The organism is Paenibacillus sp. RC67 (assembly GCF_030020805.1).
GTDB lineage: Bacteria > Bacillota > Bacilli > Paenibacillales > NBRC-103111 > Paenibacillus_S.
The window spans coordinates 3,779,214-3,796,044 of the sequence record NZ_CP125098.1 but is presented as its reverse complement, the minus strand read 5'-3'; the positions used below and the strand labels follow the sequence as shown (position 1 = coordinate 3,796,044).

General features: G+C 41.8%; 15 protein-coding genes and 1 pseudogene. 4 read left to right on the top strand and 12 right to left on the bottom strand.

From position 1 onward, the window contains the following. Positions 1-170: 170 nt before the first annotated feature. The 9 genes from QMA13_RS17365 to QMA13_RS17325 all read right to left on the bottom strand — a co-directional run bounded on the left by QMA13_RS17365 (position 171) and on the right by QMA13_RS17325 (position 11,095). Positions 171-941, bottom strand: a complete 771-nt coding sequence (locus QMA13_RS17365; RefSeq protein WP_282942921.1) for a 2'-5' RNA ligase family protein — start codon at positions 939-941, stop codon at positions 171-173. A 138-nt stretch (positions 942-1,079) separates the two neighbouring features. Beyond that, positions 1,080-2,063, bottom strand: a complete 984-nt coding sequence (locus QMA13_RS17360) for a LacI family DNA-binding transcriptional regulator (protein ID WP_282942919.1) — start codon at positions 2,061-2,063, stop codon at positions 1,080-1,082. A 375-nt stretch (positions 2,064-2,438) separates the two neighbouring features. After that, positions 2,439-3,884, bottom strand: a complete 1,446-nt coding sequence (locus QMA13_RS17355; RefSeq protein ID WP_282942918.1) for a DEAD/DEAH box helicase — start codon at positions 3,882-3,884, stop codon at positions 2,439-2,441. Positions 3,885-4,270: 386 nt separating this feature from the next. After that, positions 4,271-5,080, bottom strand: a complete 810-nt coding sequence (locus tag QMA13_RS17350; protein WP_282942917.1) for an SDR family oxidoreductase — start codon at positions 5,078-5,080, stop codon at positions 4,271-4,273. 120 nt (positions 5,081-5,200) lie between these two features. Then, a complete protein-coding gene (locus QMA13_RS17345) occupies positions 5,201-6,292 on the bottom strand; it encodes an MBL fold metallo-hydrolase (RefSeq protein WP_282942915.1) in 1,092 nt (363 codons plus the stop codon). Between the two features lie 25 nt (positions 6,293-6,317). After that, the gene (locus QMA13_RS17340) at positions 6,318-7,748 is read right to left on the bottom strand and encodes an aldehyde dehydrogenase family protein (RefSeq protein ID WP_282942913.1); all 1,431 of its coding nucleotides are present in this window, start codon (positions 7,746-7,748) and stop codon (positions 6,318-6,320) included. Between the two features lie 163 nt (positions 7,749-7,911). Continuing rightward, a complete protein-coding gene (locus QMA13_RS17335; protein WP_282942912.1) occupies positions 7,912-8,340 on the bottom strand; it encodes a MerR family transcriptional regulator in 429 nt (142 codons plus the stop codon). 430 nt (positions 8,341-8,770) lie between these two features. Beyond that, on the bottom strand, positions 8,771-9,463 hold the full coding sequence (locus QMA13_RS17330; RefSeq protein ID WP_282942911.1) for a DUF3888 domain-containing protein: 693 nt from the start codon (positions 9,461-9,463) through the stop codon (positions 8,771-8,773). A gap of 324 nt (positions 9,464-9,787) precedes the next feature. Beyond that, positions 9,788-11,095, bottom strand: a complete 1,308-nt coding sequence (locus QMA13_RS17325; protein ID WP_282942909.1) for an ABC transporter substrate-binding protein — start codon at positions 11,093-11,095, stop codon at positions 9,788-9,790. A 771-nt stretch (positions 11,096-11,866) separates the two neighbouring features. Here QMA13_RS17325 and QMA13_RS17320 point away from each other — a divergent pair. From QMA13_RS17320 to QMA13_RS17310, 3 genes are all read left to right on the top strand, one after another. Then, entirely contained in the window at positions 11,867-12,223 is a 357-nt protein-coding gene (locus QMA13_RS17320; RefSeq protein ID WP_282942908.1) for a TetR/AcrR family transcriptional regulator, read from the top strand. A gap of 71 nt (positions 12,224-12,294) precedes the next feature. Then, the gene (locus QMA13_RS17315; protein ID WP_282942907.1) at positions 12,295-12,447 is read left to right on the top strand and encodes a hypothetical protein; all 153 of its coding nucleotides are present in this window, start codon (positions 12,295-12,297) and stop codon (positions 12,445-12,447) included. A gap of 24 nt (positions 12,448-12,471) precedes the next feature. Further along, positions 12,472-13,674, top strand: a complete 1,203-nt coding sequence (locus QMA13_RS17310; RefSeq protein WP_282942905.1) for an MFS transporter — start codon at positions 12,472-12,474, stop codon at positions 13,672-13,674. A gap of 664 nt (positions 13,675-14,338) precedes the next feature. On the opposite strand, the gene QMA13_RS17305 is transcribed toward QMA13_RS17310, so the two are convergent. From QMA13_RS17305 to QMA13_RS17295, 3 genes are all read right to left on the bottom strand, one after another. Further along, on the bottom strand, positions 14,339-14,515 hold the full coding sequence (locus tag QMA13_RS17305) for a hypothetical protein (protein WP_282942904.1): 177 nt from the start codon (positions 14,513-14,515) through the stop codon (positions 14,339-14,341). A gap of 76 nt (positions 14,516-14,591) precedes the next feature. Beyond that, complete coding sequence (locus QMA13_RS17300; RefSeq protein ID WP_282942902.1) at positions 14,592-14,960, bottom strand: hypothetical protein; 369 nt, start codon at positions 14,958-14,960, stop codon at positions 14,592-14,594. A 212-nt stretch (positions 14,961-15,172) separates the two neighbouring features. Then, complete coding sequence (locus QMA13_RS17295; protein ID WP_282942900.1) at positions 15,173-15,415, bottom strand: nucleoside phosphorylase-I family protein; 243 nt, start codon at positions 15,413-15,415, stop codon at positions 15,173-15,175. Between the two features lie 743 nt (positions 15,416-16,158). On the opposite strand from QMA13_RS17295, the pseudogene QMA13_RS17290 reads away from it, so the two are divergent. Further along, positions 16,159-16,739, top strand: a pseudogene (locus QMA13_RS17290) (IS110 family RNA-guided transposase); the annotation flags it as partial. Between the last annotated feature and the right edge of the window lie 92 nt (positions 16,740-16,831).

The window sequence follows — 16,831 nt, the reverse complement described above, 5'->3', positions numbered from 1 at the left end:
CGATTACATTATTGCTTTCATTGAACTCAGTTTGGATAAGCATCTAATGATCCTCTTCGTAATCGATTACATTTTTGCATCATAAAAATCGTGCTAGAGCTAAACATAACATACTTATGTAAAAAGAATTCCAGCTTTGATTTAAGATTTCGTAAATAATAATCTTGATATTATGGCTTACGTCGAAAAAAAGTTTCCATATTGATCATCCCGTACAGACTTATGCTTTGAAAGCATAACACAAGTCCGTCCAATTGCTCCCTCATACGTTCATTAAACAATGGAATCTCGGACTCAGCCTGTTCAGCCAATTCATTATTGGCGAAATAACCGAGTGATACATGTGGGCGATATGGGAGTGTTGCTGGTTGAATGCCGAACCTCTCGGTAAATTCATCATTGAGCCTCACTCTAGCTTGCTCGATCTTGGCAATACTCTCCGAAGACTCTTTATTGGCCGGTTGCAGTAGAGCAACCAACGAGCTATTCCCCCATTTGTGCACTTTGGCGAAAATAAATTCGATCGGTTGGGTATGTAGTGCCAAGGGTTCTCCGTCTTTTCCCGTCACGAATGGACTGTCCAGCAGCGTATGCGGCAGACCCTCCAAAAACTGAAGACCTGCTTCCCTCACTCTTTCAGCTACTCGATGAGCATTGTAATCATTCACTCCATCCCAAACCGTAACATGGTAGGAAGGCAGTGGTAAAGGGCAGAATCCGCACTTTTCTTTTAAAAAAGTATTTTGGTTCGCTTCATCATACAAGATCCGGTAAAAAGCAGAAGCTTCGTCCTCATAACGATTATTCATGACCTGCGTAGACTCGCATAGTTCAAATAAACGAAGACTGTCTCCTGGGTTATCAAATAAAAATGAAAAGCCGTTAAACGCAGCCCAACTTGGTTTGAGATCTTTTACCTTACGGTTTGTAATTGTCAACATGGTCGCTTTCTCCTCTTCTTCTGTTATCTATACTTATTTTAAGCAAGCTGTTGTCACGTCGTTCACATGTCTCACCCCCTTATTGTAATCGGTTACAATATCTTGCAAAAGAAACCAAGAGTTTATTAATTACAACCCTTATGTTTCTCTAACAACCATTCTATGAGGCAAAATCACCAATTGAGGAGTTTCTACTTCATTCAATAATTGGGACACTAGCTGTTGAACCGCTCGATAGCCCAAATCGTACATAGGCTGAACAATGGTCGAAATCGTCGGATTCGTAATTTCCGCAATGAACGTTCCGTCAAAGCTGATTAATCCCACCGTTTCCTTGAGATGAATCGTCTTCTCTTTGATCCCCCGCAAAATATAAGAAGCCTGGAGATCGGAATGAGCAATAATCGCGTCAATTTCAAGTCTTTTGGAATGAATTCGGCTTACAGCTTCTACGACATCTTGATATACATTCTTCGTTGGTTGAATCAAATCAGGATTAAAAGCAATACCCGCTTCCATCAACGCTTCCTTGTAGCCTTCCAGCCGGGCGGTTACTGAGCTTGACTCTTTACTTCCTGCAATGTACGCAATCTGCTTATGCCCGCGCTGAAGCAGCTCTCTTACAGCCTCATACGAGGCTTGCCTATTGTCGATAGCGATACATGTTGCATCAATCCCCGGACAGCTTTCCGTGCAGAGCACAATTGGATAATTCGGCTGCAGCTGCTCCAGAAGAGCCTTATTAGCACTGGAGGAAACAAAGATGATTCCTTCCGCCAAGTTCGTCTTCAACAAATTCACATAGGTTTCCAGAACCCACTGCTTCGATTCAATAGTCCCTATAATAATATGGTAGCTGCTGTCATACGCAGCGGCGTGAGCGCCTCTTGCAATCTCCGAAAAGTAAGGGTTCGACATGGAAGGCAGCACCATAACAATCGTTTTACTTGCTTGTGTACGCAAATTTTTGGCAAGCATATTCGGCTTGTAGTTCATCTCTTCGATGACACGGAGCACCTTCGTCTTCGTCTCGGCTTTCACAACCGGATCATTATTCAATACCCGGGACACCGTAGCTACCGATACGTTTGCTTGTTTGGCAACCTCTTTAATGGAACTCATGATCTTTAATCTTCCTTTGTTTACGGCGTTCAATGAAATTATTATGTAATCGATTACAATTATCATAACACAGCCTTGGATTTTTTTCCAGTACAAATATATCCAATACTAATGGAGCTATTGAAATATTGGCAGCATTACAGAGGCCTCCGGGAAACGAAAGTAAATGGAAAACGACGCGGATTACGTCGATCATCTCATATTCATTGACAACAGCTCATCGATTCATTCGGTTGGCTGTATAGATTACCGCTGTTTTAATTGAACTATCGTTCCCCTGAGTTTTTAGCCTCTACCTAAGTTTGTCTAGGGTAGTGTCTTTTTATAGTCAGGAACCTTGTGATTAGGCTTCTGATCATATCAAGCATTTGAACTCTACTTATTGGCTTTGTACACTTTTAATAGTTTACCTTTAATCGTCGTGTCTTTCATCACTTGCAAAACAAGCGGGCCTTTACCATTCAATATGTCAACATAAGTGACGTTATCTTGAATCGTAATAATACCGATATCGTCTGCTGTTACGCCCTCGATCTTGGCAATCGTACCGACGAAATCTACGGCTCTTAATTTCTTTTTCTTGCCGCCGTTAAAGTACAGCTTCAAAATTTCCTTACTTAACTGCTCACTCTTATCTTGTTTGACAACCGGCTGTGTCGTCAATTTCTCTTCAAAGGCAGCTTTCGCATGGGCAACCTCTTCTTTGGAAGGAGGGTCCAGCCTTGGGATTTCAAACCCAATGTAGTCTTGAATTTCGGTTAGAAATTTATCCTCGTTCGGAGTAGCAAAGCTGATCGCTTTACCTGAATTGCCTGCGCGTCCTGTTCTTCCGATCCGATGTACATAGCTTTCTTTATCCAGAGGCAGGTCGTAGTTAATAACATGTGTAATATTTTCAATGTCAATGCCTCTCGCAGCGACATCCGTAGCAACTAAATAGCGAAACGCCCCTCTTTTGAACTCATTCATCACATGGAATCGGTCATCCTGCTCCATACCCCCATGGATTTTGTCACAAGGATAGCTGAGGTTCTCTAGCTGACTGCTTAACTTATCTACTTGCTCTTTCGTCCGGCAAAAAAGGATACAGTTATCTGGATTCTCCATCGTTGTAACGTCGCGAAGCAGATTGAATTTATGATCATTCCTTACGACATACAGCTTATGCTCAATCTGAACTGCGGTGTTTACCGACGCCTTAATCTCAATATCCACAGGGTTATTCATATAGCGATGACATAGCTTCTCTACATCTTCCGGCAACGTAGCCGAAAAAAGCATTGTCATACGATCTTCCGGAAGCTCGTCAATAATCGCTCCGACTTGCTCGATAAAGCCCATTCGCAGCATCTCATCGGCCTCATCAATAACAAGGTATTGCAATCGTTCGAGGTCGAGCGTATCTCTTTTGATATGATCCAGCACGCGTCCCGGTGTCCCGACAACGACGTGGCACTTTTGCATTAATTGTTCTTTTTGCTTAGCGAAGGGCTGCTTTCCATAAAGTGCGGTTGCTTTAATTCGCTTGAATCGCCCGATATTCCGAATATCTTCTTTCACTTGGTCGGCAAGCTCACGCGTTGGGGTTAATATTAATGCTTGCGGCTTATTCTCTTCCCACTCGATCATTTCACAAATAGGAATGCCGAACGCGGCCGTTTTGCCGCTTCCTGTTTTGGATTTGACGGTAAGATCTTTTTTCTTAAGCGCCAGCGGTATGACTTCGCTTTGAACATCCGTCGGATGCTCATACCCCAAGCCCTCTAATGCCCGTACGATATCTTCACTTAATGTATAGTCTCTAAAGCTTGTTTTGCTCATCTTATGCTCCTTATATTGCTTTTCATTTACGATCCTGTGTCATTCTGGTTCTTATTCATTATAACCATCCCATGTAATAGAGCAACCTAATTCGAAATCAATCGCAGAAAAACATCCCCACTCCCTATCGCAAAGGCATAAACACGGAGTACATACTCCCTTTCCCTGGCTTGGAACTTCAGGGGCTATCTGTATATTTCACCGCGTTGTCCAACAAGTTGAAGATTGCCTCTGCTGTCCAACGAGGATCATGGGGTATAATCATTATCGTGCACGCTACTTCAAACCGATCTCAAAGCAACCGTCACTTTAATCAGCCAACCGGTTGCACGCATAAAAAAGAGAATGGATTGTTCATCCATTCCCTACGCTTGAAAATATTTAAATTAATCTGCGCTTGCGGTAATATGCTCCCACTTTTCATATTCCTCTAACATGGAATTGAGCTGTGTGCGAGCCATCACGAGTCCCATGCTCCCCAAAGCTAGTCTTCTTGGCGGATTGTCTGCGCCGGCAATATCGGCGACCGCAGACATTGCTTTTTCTACATCGCCGTAAGGCGCGGTCTTGGCAAGCTTATTGTACCAATCATAAGTCGCTTGGTAATCCGATATATCGTTTTTAACTTCTTGCGTATTTCTTTGAAAGCCTGTTTTGAAGCCTGCAGGTTCAATAAGCGTGATGTTGATCCCTAGCTCTTTCACTTCGGCAGCAAGTCCCTCGCTAAGATTTTCAAGTGCCGCTTTTGAACTGCAATAGATGGACAAGGTCGGCAAGCTTTGCACTGCGCCCATAGACGATGTATTAATAATATGTCCGGAACGATTTTTCCTCATTTGCGGAAGTACGGCTTGAATCATACCCATGACGCCAAATACATTCGTTTCATATTGCCTGCGAGCTTGTTGGACAGTTACTTCTTCAAAAACGCCCGCCTGAGCATATCCCGCATTATTGAGCAAAACATCAATTCGCCCATATTGACTAGTTACCGTATCGACAACCTGATGAACCATTTCCTGATTCGTAATATCTAATGCCATCACCTGAATGTTAGAGTATTTGCCAAATTCAGGAGCGACTTTCTGCGTATCTCGCATGGTAGCTACTACATTCCAATGACGCTTGGCGAATTGAAGGGCCAATTCCTTGCCAAAGCCTGTTGACGTGCCTGTAATTAAAATCGTTTTGCTCATGTGTGTTCCCTCCCGATAGTGGTTTGAGCGTCGCTCGAGAATGATCTTAAATCTTAAAGTCGACTTTAAGTCAAGTGCTGCTTTTTGGAAAAAATCATTCTCATGCGAATTGGCTCCATGCTATTCCCACCAGGCTGCAGAAGGGTATTTCGTTGCTCCTATCGTTACGGTTTCGCCTATTCTAGGCGTCGCCAAGGCTGCGTTCCGTTGTTCAGCCGCTCGTTTTGCCCGCTCTATAGGATCTGTCCAACTGTGCAGCGCTAACGTAAAAGCTCCCCAGTGTATAGGGATCATTAAGTTACCTTGCACATCCAGGTTAGCTTGCACCGATTCCTCAGGAGTCATATGAATATTTGCCCACTTTTCATCATATTGACCCGTTTCGAAAAGCGTGAGATCAAACGGTCCGTATTTATCGCCAATCTCCTTGAAATGTGGTCCGTATCCGCTGTCCCCGCTATAATATATTTTCGTTTGACCACTAACAATGACCCAAGAACTCCATAAGGTAGGCCCGACGCTGCTTCTGCCCCGGCCAGAGAAATGTCTTGCCGGCGTGCTGATTAACGTCAGTCCCTCAACGGACTCTTCATCCCACCAATCAAGCTCTTTAATGCGTTCAGGTTCGACACCCCACTTCGTCAGATGCCCTGCAACTCCTAAGGGAACTATAAACAGCTTCACTTTTCCTTTCAGCTTGCGAATTGATCCATAGTCCAGATGGTCGTAATGATCATGAGATATAATAACAGCGTCTATTTCAGGCAAATCCTCTATCTCTGTCGGCAGCTTGTCGCTGTAACGTTTTGGACCGAAGAAAGGAACAGGAGAAGCATAATCGCTGAATACGGGGTCTATTAACAGCTTCACCCCATTTACTTTCAGCAATAGCGTGGAGTGACCAAACCAGATCACTTGATCTTCCTTATTTCTCGAGAAACCTTTCGAATCAAAAGAATCGATCGGCATGCTCCCCTTTGGTCTGCTGTTAGGGGTCCCTTTTATCGTTTTAATCAGCGCATCCGCGGTATCTTTTAAACTGTAATCCATCGGCGTTGGAATTTGATTGCGAAACTTCCCGTCGATAAACTGCGGGGAAGCATGAATTCTTTTCTGGCTTTCCGCCGAGCTTTTACCGCCAAGCGGAGGATAATATTTCAGTATCAAAAAGATGACTAAAGCGATTATAACTACGAGAATTAATAATTTCATTCCGTTTGATTACTCCTTCTAATCGTTACATAACGGCATTGTGACCCAGAATTGCCTTAGGCTCCAAATACTCTTCGATTCCGTACGTGCCGTGATCCCTGCCTATGCCTGAGCTTTTAAACCCTCCGAACGGCGCTTTCGGTTCGTCGTGCAAACCGTTGACTGATATCCGTCCGGCCACGATCTGCTCAGCGACCCGATTCCCCCGCTCCGTGCTTCCGGAAAAGACGAATGCTTGCAAGCCATATGGTGTATCGTTCGCGATTTCAATAGCCTCTTCTTCCGTCTTATAAGTAATGATCGATAGGACGGGACCAAATACTTCTTCTTGCGCAATAGTCATATCATTGGTTACATTGGAGAACACCGTCGGCTTAACATAGTAACCATCATCGAGCCCTTCAGGACTACCTGCGCCGCCGACAACCACTTTTGCTCCGTTTTCGATCGCCTGGTTAATATAGCGCTGAACTCTTTCGAACTGGTTCTGATTCACCATTGGCCCAATAACTGCGGCTTCGTTCCAGAGGTCGCCCACTTTTAACGCCTCGACGGTTGCAGCCATTAAACGTTTGACCTCCTCTAGCCGCGTTTCCGGAACTAGCACCCTAGTGCCTGCAAGGCAAGCCTGACCGCTGTTGATGAATCCGGCTCTTACCGCAAGGGGAACGGCTTTCGTGAAGTCGGCGTCATCCAAAACGACGGTAGGCGATTTTCCTCCAAGCTCGAGCGTAATCCTTTTTAAGTTAGCCGCCGCGGCTGCCGCGATTCGTTTTCCGATTGCAGTGGAACCTGTAAACGTGATGCCAGTAACGTCCGGGTGGCGAGTCAACTCTTCGCCGACTACCTCTCCCTTGCCGTTAACGATATTGATAACGCCAGCCGGTATATTGGCCGCATGGACAGCTTCCATAAATAGTTCCGTTTGTGCCGCGCTAAACTCGCTCGGTTTGACAACCACGGTGCAGCCCGCTGCGAGTGACGGCGCAATTTTATTGGCAAGATGCGTCGCATTGGCATTCCAAGGCGTAATGACTCCGACAACGCCAACCGGCACCATTTGAACCTTTGCTGTGCCGGCCGCTCGTATAAAAGGATACGCTTCAACCGTTTCCTTCATATGCGAAAAGGCGTTGATCGCAAGCTGGGTTAGCATTTTAGCCACTGTGACCGGCGCACCGTATTCCGAAACGGTCGCATCCACCAATCTGTCGAATCGTTGCGACAGTGATTCATGCAGCCGCGAAAGTATTTCCATGCGTTCCTCAATGCTCGTTTTAGAGTACGTTTTGAATGCAGCTTTAGCAGCCTCTATTGCTTTGCACGTGTCCTCAACGTTTCCGAGCACGACTTTGCCAGCTACTTGCTTGTTTACGGGATTGATCAGCTCCAGCTCTTCCGTACCCAACGGTTTGACTAATTGTCCATCAATATAAATCTTATCGTACACATTCATTATAGGTTCCTCCTCATCCTTAGTTAGCGTAAATCATTTATATTTTAAATGTTAAAGTTCACTTTAAGTCAATAGCTTTACATAAAATATTAGCGAAGCTTTGACTCATTATTTCTCTAAGAAGAAATAATGAGTCAAAGCTTCGCTAGTTTTTCGCTTATATTTACTTGAAACCTTCATTATTCGTTGGCGTATCCAGCCTCCCGATATACTCGAGAAAGCTATCCTCCGGGTTGCCGTTTTGGATGTTATTATACACCTCCAGCTTTTGGCTCACCGCTTCAAAAGCCTCGTTCAGCACCTGCTGCTTTTTTACGATTTCAGCTTGATGCGCTTCCAATATGGCCCTTCTCTGGGCAATCGTCGCTTCTCCCTGCTGGGCAAGCTCGACAATTTCTCTTATACCCGCTATGCTCATTCCCGTTGCACGAAAACAAGTCATTAATCGAATCCAGTCCAAATCCTTTTTATCAAAAAGGCGGTTGCCTTTGTCGTCCCTGCGAATATTCGGCAATAGTCCTTCTTTATCATAAAATCGTATCGTATGTGCGGGGCAATTTAATTTTTCCGATGCTTCCTTTATTGTAAACAATTCGCTCTCCCTCCCCACCAATGTTTACTTCTACATACTTCTTGCTGTTTTGCGCTGGAACTGTCGCGATTGATAGATGACAAAAACGCTGATTGCACCTGCGTACAATCAGCGTCTATTCACCTATTGATTTAGCAATTATATCATAAGCAGTTAGTTAGTCAAATGCGCTGATCGACATACTGATAGGCTCCCTCTTCCCGTTACTACAGGAGCTGAACGAAAAACGAATTTGGAACTTTAGTAATAAGACGTTTAAATATTTGCACAGTTTGTCGCCAGCCAATGCCTCCAATATCAAAAACTGAAGTTATGCAGACGTTCGGTTATAAAATTGGTTAAAACCTTAATAGATTTAAAGCTTCTTTGAATGCAACTCCCCACTTAAATGATAGCCTTTGTACCAATGTTTATTGATCTCTCGTACCCGTTACTTCAAAAGATTTTGGTAATTGGGGAGGAAGTCATCCTTATCGGGTCCTCTAAGATGTTCAAAATTTTTAAGCTCAACTCCAGCCGGCGAGATCCGATAAGTAAGTACATCTTCGCCGACAGGTATATGAGGACCGACTATTGGTTGAGCATCTATTGTGATTAAAAAATCAAAACCACGGAAAGCAGCTACCCTTTCAATGCTCTTCACTTTTACGGAATCTGGATAAACAACGGGTGGTATTGAAATTACATCTGAGTATACCTCAGAAAGTTTCTCTTTCATATGCGGAAGTAGAATTAAAGCAAGCATATCTTGTAACTGCAGCTCCCTTGAGTCCTCAAGTAGCTTATTACCAGCTGCATCTGAAGTTTGCTCTGAAAGAGCCTCTTCAGCAACATAGTGTACACCTATTGTATGTTTGTTATCAGTCTCAGGAGAGGCTTGTGTGTATTTTACAAGAGCACCACTGCTCTCAGCGAATAAACGAAGCGGTACATATGCCTTGTTATTATAGTTAAGCACCTCTTCGCCTTCCTGTAGTTGTACTTCTTTGGAGAGCCCGTTAGCTAGAAAAAAAGTAACTTTACTTGGAAAGATTGTTGCTTCAATTACACTTGAAGCAAATACAGAAGCTGTTGCCATTAAGAAGGCACCACACAACACACCTGCAATAAAATGTTTCTTCAATTTGTCCTCTCCTCTTCAAAATGTAAATTCTTGTATCCAATTGACGAATCCAATGTACTGTTAGTTGCAAACAAAGTATAAAAGTAGATTATTTTGACTTTGTTTATTCGATTTATGCCATAGATGATAAAAGTCTCCCGTCTTCAATGTTTGAGTAACCTGGAATTGAGCCACTTAACCCACCTCAATCTGCGTATAACAAAATGAGTTAATGGTTCGATGACTCGACCACTTATGACCATATTTTTATATAAGTAGTAAGCTTATGAAACATCAGTAACGAAAAAGTCCATGATATCATGGACTTTTTCGTTACTGAATGATTTATTTTTTTAATTTATCCTCAATAGCTTTGTTCGCCTTTTCTTCCGCTTCCCGTAAGACCGTATTAACATCTTTCCCTGCTGCCAATTCTTTGGCCCCAGCATCGAGTGCCGAACGAACTAAAGCGTCATATTCAGTAAGGGGGTCGTTTATCTTGCGTGTTTTTGATTTAAATATACCGCTAATGTTTTTCCCTTTGAGATAAGGTACATTTGTGCCATACTGTGTTTGAAAATCCGATTTGGCTAAAGCGGAAATTTTTCCACTTTTGCTCAGTTCAGCTTGCACCTCATCGGAAGTAAAGATCGACATCACTTGAAAAGCTTCATTCTTATATTTGCTTTGCTTATTCAGCATGATCGTATGTGGGGTAATGATGCGGCCTGTACCAATGGCTTCAGAGTAGTTGGGAAGCGAGACAAAATCCCATGGAAATTTATCCGCGATACTCGCATCCGTGCTAGCTATCATATCGGGAACCCAGGCGGTCAGCATGGCTATATTTCCGTTCTTAAAGAAATCGCTGCTACCATAACTGAGTTTCTTATCCTCTCCTAGAAATCCCGGGACATCGATCATATCTTTCATCGTGGTGAGAACTTTTTTCCAATTATCGTTATTAATTGTCGCTTTGTTCGTAGCCGGATTAACGTAAGGTAAAGAAAGTCCATAACCTAAACGGGAAACCGTATCAGGACTGAGTCCAATATATCGGATCCCGTTTTCTGTTTTGGTTACCTTGCGGGCCAACTGGATGATCTCATCCCAGTTCATCCCGTCTTTCGGATATGGGACAGCGAATTTATCAAAGATATCTTTATTATAGAGAAGAGCTGCGATGTTTTGGGCAACCGGTAAAGCGTACATGGCACCTTTTCCACCGCTATAAACTTTAACAGCGTCTATGGCATTAGCGTCAAAACGATTTAAATCGAAGTTGTTGCTCTTAATCAGATTGTTCAGATCCTCTGGTACATCAAGTTCTCGCCAAAGAGGGGTATTAGCGTCTGTCGTATAGATAAGATCCGGAACGATGCCAGCAGCCACTAATTCCTCCGGATTGGTGCCTGTCCCTTTACGTACAATATTAAACGAAATATTAGGATATTTTTTTTGTACAGGCTGAACTATAAATTTATCGATTTCCTCATTGCTAATCGCCGCGTGCTGGTAGAGAGTAAGGGTTATCGGTTCGTTTGTAACTTTTGTTTGAATACTCCCTTTGTCATCCTTTGTGCCTGTTCCTTGATTGCAACCCGCAAGTGCTGTGATCAATACAACTGAAGATGCCATTCTAATCAACTTCATCTTTTTCCCCTCCTAATTGTGTTAGTAACTAATGAAAATTTTAGTAAGCGGTTTCAAAAGTCGTGATAAATAATATATTTACTCTGGCATCACCACATGAAATAAAGCATTTGTTATATTTTCTTGTAATTCATTGAGTATTTTGATCATCATATACTCATGCTTTGTTTATCTTAACGAACCATGAATACACAATTGGTTTTTAAGTATTTACCACCGTTTATGATAACGGCATCATCTGAATGAGATTCTATAACACCTCCGTAGTCAATGACTCTACCATTTTGCCAGACAGATACATGAAATCGAAAATATCGAGCGTTATCAAAATCAAACTTATGTTTTAAAGTACTCCCCTTTATCCCCATGTATTTGTTCAGTCCTTTACACTAATTATGTGTTTCAATACTAGTCATAATACTAGAAATGGAATGTCGATTGTATAAGAAACGTGATGCAAATGGTGACTATTATTGTCGATCAAACAAATCTTTCAACAAAATATCTGCATCTTCTTTGTTTCAATGAGTAAACCCAGTTGCTCAAATCGTTTTTCGCTTTCATCTGCCCAGGTATAAAAGGCTATAAATTCTTTAAACTCCGGCCGAGGAACTTTCACTCCCCCCCCGACACAAGCCATTTTCGTCCGTATTCATTGTTGCTTTGTATTTCTTCACCTCTCGACCTACTGAAAACAATTTTATATTTGCATTAAAAAATTAAATTTGATAATATAACTGACGAACGTTCGTTAATATCGAGGTGATTATATTGAAAAGTAAAGAAATTAAAGACATAGCTTTAAAATTTTTCACAATTCATGGGTATGAGGGAGCATCTCTGTCTCAAATTGCCGAGAATGTTGGTATGAGAAAACAGTCTCTCTATGCTCATTTCAAGGGGAAAGATGATCTATTTCTACAAGTTTTACAAGATGCCAAAGAGACAGAAATCTCATCAAAGCTACAATATTTGAGTAAAGTGGATACCCAAAATCCCAAAGCAGATTTATTTGGATATCTGCAATTGGTAATTGATTTATTTCAACAGAGCGAGCAGTTAAAGTTTTGGCTGCGTATGTCTTTTTTCCACCTCTCCATCTGGCAACAGCGATTAATGAGGAAGTAATCGATACGGAAACAAAGATTCAAACCGTACTAGAAAGCAAATTTCAAGATTGGATCGATGCCAAAGTCATCATGGCAGATGCAGCCTTCATCCCAACTCTTGCCTTCTTAGGTGTAGTTGATTCCATCATGTTAGAGCTTGCATATGGGAATGATGAAAAACGATTAAATGATAAATTAAATGCCTCATGGACCGTATTTTGGAGAGGTATTTCACAGCTATGAGTTTACAGAGAGAGGTATTGCTTCATGAAGAAACCATTGAAAGAACAAAAAACAGTCTTACTCATTCTACTAAGTAATATATTCATTGTTTTTCTAGGCGTCGGATTAATCGTCCCTGTTATGCCATCCTTTATGAATATTATGCATCTATCAGGCCAAACGATGGGTTATCTTTTAGCAGCTTTTGCATTTGCACAATTACTCATGTCTCCCCTAGCAGGACGATGGATTGACACTTATGGCAGAAAAAAAATGATCATCATCGGCTTATTCCTCTTCAGTGTGTCAGAGGTGGTCTTTGGTCTAGGTACTCATGTATCCGTTCTTTATTTATCTAGAATTTTAGGTGGCATTAGTGGTGCATTTATTATGCCAGCCGTAACTGCCTTTGTTGCAGATATTACCTCAGTAGAGGAAAGGTCCAAAGCGATGGGCTATATTTCTGCCGCCATTAGTATCGGTTTTATTATTGGCCCAGGTATCGGAGGTTTTATTGCTGAGCTTGGTGTGCGTGCCCCATTCTACTTTGCTGCTGGCTTCGCATTAATTACATGTATTTCATCCCTAATTATTTTAAAAGAACCACTAACCAAACAGCAGCTTTTGGAAATGACTCAGCTTAAAAAAGATACCAATATTGTAAGTGATCTCAAACGATCACTTCATCCACAATACATTATTGTCTTTATTATTGTGTTTGTACTGGCCTTTGGTTTGTCAGCATATGAAACTGTATTTAGTTTGTATTCTGATCATAAATTTGGTTTTACTCCACGAGATATTGCTACCATTATTACAATAAGTTCAATCTTCGGGGTTGTTGTTCAGATCTTTATGTTTGGTAAAATGGTAGATAAACTTGGTGAAAAGAAACTCATCCAGATGTGCTTAATTGCTGGCGTAGTATTGGCGGTAGCATCCACCATGATCTCAAGCTATTTAGCCATTTTGCTTATCACTTGCTTCATCTTTCTCGCATTTGACTTGCTACGACCAGCATTAACGACCTATTTATCAAAAACTGCCGAAAAAGAACAAGGATTTATCGCTGGAATGAACTCAACATATACAAGCTTTGGCAATATCGTCGGGCCCGCGTTAGTCGGTATATTCTTTGATATAAACATCAATTATCCGTATCTCTTTGCTGCTGTCATTATGTTTATTGGTCTTGTCATTACAATGATATGGAAAGAAAAACAACCAGCTAGCAGCTTGGCAAAATAATGTGAAGAACATTCTCAATTATGGAGAACTTCATACTTCGTAGTAAATGTGAAGGGAATGGTAAGGTTTACACAAAGCAAAAAAGAGGTACTTTAAACGAAAAAGGAAGCAGCTGCCGCGGCGGTCTGCTTCCTAGTCATTGCACTATCGTACCCGTCAGCGTTATGACCCTTCTAAATCATTGATAAATCTCTTTACTTCTATCCAATTAGAAGCACGATAAGCCAAATCAATGGTCACATAAGTATTATACGGCTGTTCAAACAATATTACTGGAATATTCTTATCGGCAAATTCTTTTGCATAATGGGGGCATCATCAATTAACACACTTATCTCGGAGTCTGTACATTCCTGGAGCTTATTCTAGACGCTATGTAAAATTTCATATAATCCCCTGTTTCGACCTTCTAATCATTGCATTTTTATATTAACATATATTGGTAGTATCCTGCCCGTTAACGTAACGAGGCCGCCGTTCCATGACGGTAGCCTCGTCGTTGTGGGGTCTATTGAGCTATCGTTTCGCGTTAGGTCAATGAAAAATGACATAAATAAACCACCCCAAATCAACAACATATTATCGCACTCAAGATGTTGTAAACCACATAAGAAAAACCGTGATTTACGCGGCAATTCGAGTACAAGTTCTTGTCACACTACAACTACTCGGCTCTCGAGGCTCCTTTGAAGGTCATCCGAGAGCGCAGCATCCCAGTCAGTAACACAGTAGACAGAATGATCAATAAGGCTGCCGCTACACTATACGGAAGATCCTTGTCCAGGTGGTACAAGCTGGTGCTCAGCAAAGGAGCCACTACAGAGGCCAGTCCTTGAACCATACCCACAAGACCGACAATGCCCCCTTGCTGGTCGGGAGAAACGGCGAGCGACGCTCTCTAATTGGGTTCTATTTTACTAGAAAACCTTGTGTGGAAAAAACTCAAAATCATTTCCCCTAATGTACCTTACTTCCCCCATACTAACGTTTACAAATAATATTTTAGCTATCTCTTTTGCTACAGATACAAGATCATCCTCAGCCAATTCCAAACCATCTTTTCTTACCCATATGCCTATTGGATCATCGTATATTTCATATCCGTTACTATGCTTCCTAGAAATATCATACATAACATTATTACTAGCATCATGCAATATACACCATTCCCAAGTGTCTTCTGCATTATGTACAATATCACTTAAACCCATTTTTTGTTTCAATATATTTGCAATATCAATAAGTTCTATATCTTTCAAAAACCATAGTTTCACCTTATTATTCATTTTTTCCTCCTACTCTTTTGTTAGTAGAAACCCAACATTTCAAGATAGTAACGGTCTATTTCCATCGTAACGCCCCTCGAAAGTGTTTCCTTCTCTTATGATTATCTGAGATCGCAAATATACCCGTCCGTTAACGCAAAGAAGCTGCTATATCTAGTCTTACAGCTTCATACCAATGTTTATTGAACGTACCCTTTAGCGTAATACACAATTTATCCAGCAATATCTGCTAATTCCTCAAATAAACTGTACACTGTTTGTTGGCAAACAGAAGCTGTGATTTCAGCCATCTCATCTAAGCTTACATGCCAATCATCCCAAGTTTCTTTAACTAGACAATCACTTACAAACCCTAGCCAGATACTATTTACACCACACACCTCAGAAGCAGCATAAAAAGCACCAGACTCCATATTGACAATTTCTGCACCATCTTTCCTCCATACTTTAACCAATTTCTTCGTTTCTCTTTATAGTGCGTCTACTGTAGGCGGAAACTTCAATCAGTTGGTGTCCAAGACACTTAGCTGCCTGTCTTGCTTTGTTTCCCAATGCCCCTGAACCGCGTACATAGCTTGGTTCATTTTTATATGTCTTGCTTGTACCATCATTACATAATGCTGATTCTACTATTACCTGAGATCCTTGAGTCAAACAATTCTTGATTGAACCAGCTGCACCATAGCCGATGATGTATTTAACACCCCATCCTTGAAAGCTCCTCGAATAATTTAAAAATCAAATTGAATTTTTTATCACCAGGATTACAAATCAATAATCCATGTTCGATAGAAGTCATTGTAAACCAACCCCCCATATCAATCTTATTACTTTATGAAAATCCTTTTTTTAAGTATTTGATGTGTAGATGGTAAACAATCCTGCCCGTTCGTATTATGAGGTCACCAGATCTTTATGGTCGACCTCATTTTTCTTTGGTCGTAAGATAGCGGTAGCCGGGGATCGAACGATTCTGCCCGTGGGACATAGATCCCGAGAGCTATTCAGTTCATCCCCCCTACTTGTTCAACCATGGTTAGGCTGGTTGGGACATGGATACCGTATCACATGCGATAAAACTATAGGAGTGATGTCATGAATCCAGTCATTGGTTTGGATGTTTCAAAGGGGGAGAGCCATGCACAAGCCTTTTTGGACCCGAAAAGGAGTTGCTGCTACAATTGGGCGTCTTACAGGACGCGGCAAATCGGCTTTATGGTGTCTGGGGAGCGCTCAAATCTTAATGGCTGCAGCAAGGCGAAATCCCTTTAAAGAGACGGCTTTTCCCAGTCATCTGATCTCCATGCAGCTGCTCATCAAATTGCTTCTTCAATACCAGGACCATCTAGCAACCCTCGATAAATCGATAGAGGCCCTGGCTGAAGAGTTACTTGAATATGATTTAATCCAATCGATACCCGGGATTGGCACTAAAATTGCTGCAACAATTTTAGCTGAGATTGGGGAAATCGATCGGTTCGATCACGCAAAGAAATTGGTTGCTTTTGCTGGCGTAGATCCAAGTGTTTTTCTTCAGGCAAGTTTACAGCAACCATAAATAAAATAACTAAACATGGCTCCAGAAGGCTTCGTACTGCCCTATACCAAGCTGTACGATGTGGTATTCGAAGTAACAGAAATAAAAAGTTAAGAGCTTATTAAGATAAGAAACGTGCTGAAGGAAAACTGTTCAAAGTAGCGATAATTGCTTGCGTGAATAAACTTATCCACTGGATTTATGCCATCTTGACTACAAAGGAAGCGTTCCGCTTAGTGTAAGAAATGACCAATGGGATTATATGGAATATCTTTCCGTGCTATGTGGGACGGCTCTTTCCTAGCCCATTTTTAAGTATACCACCGCATGAATC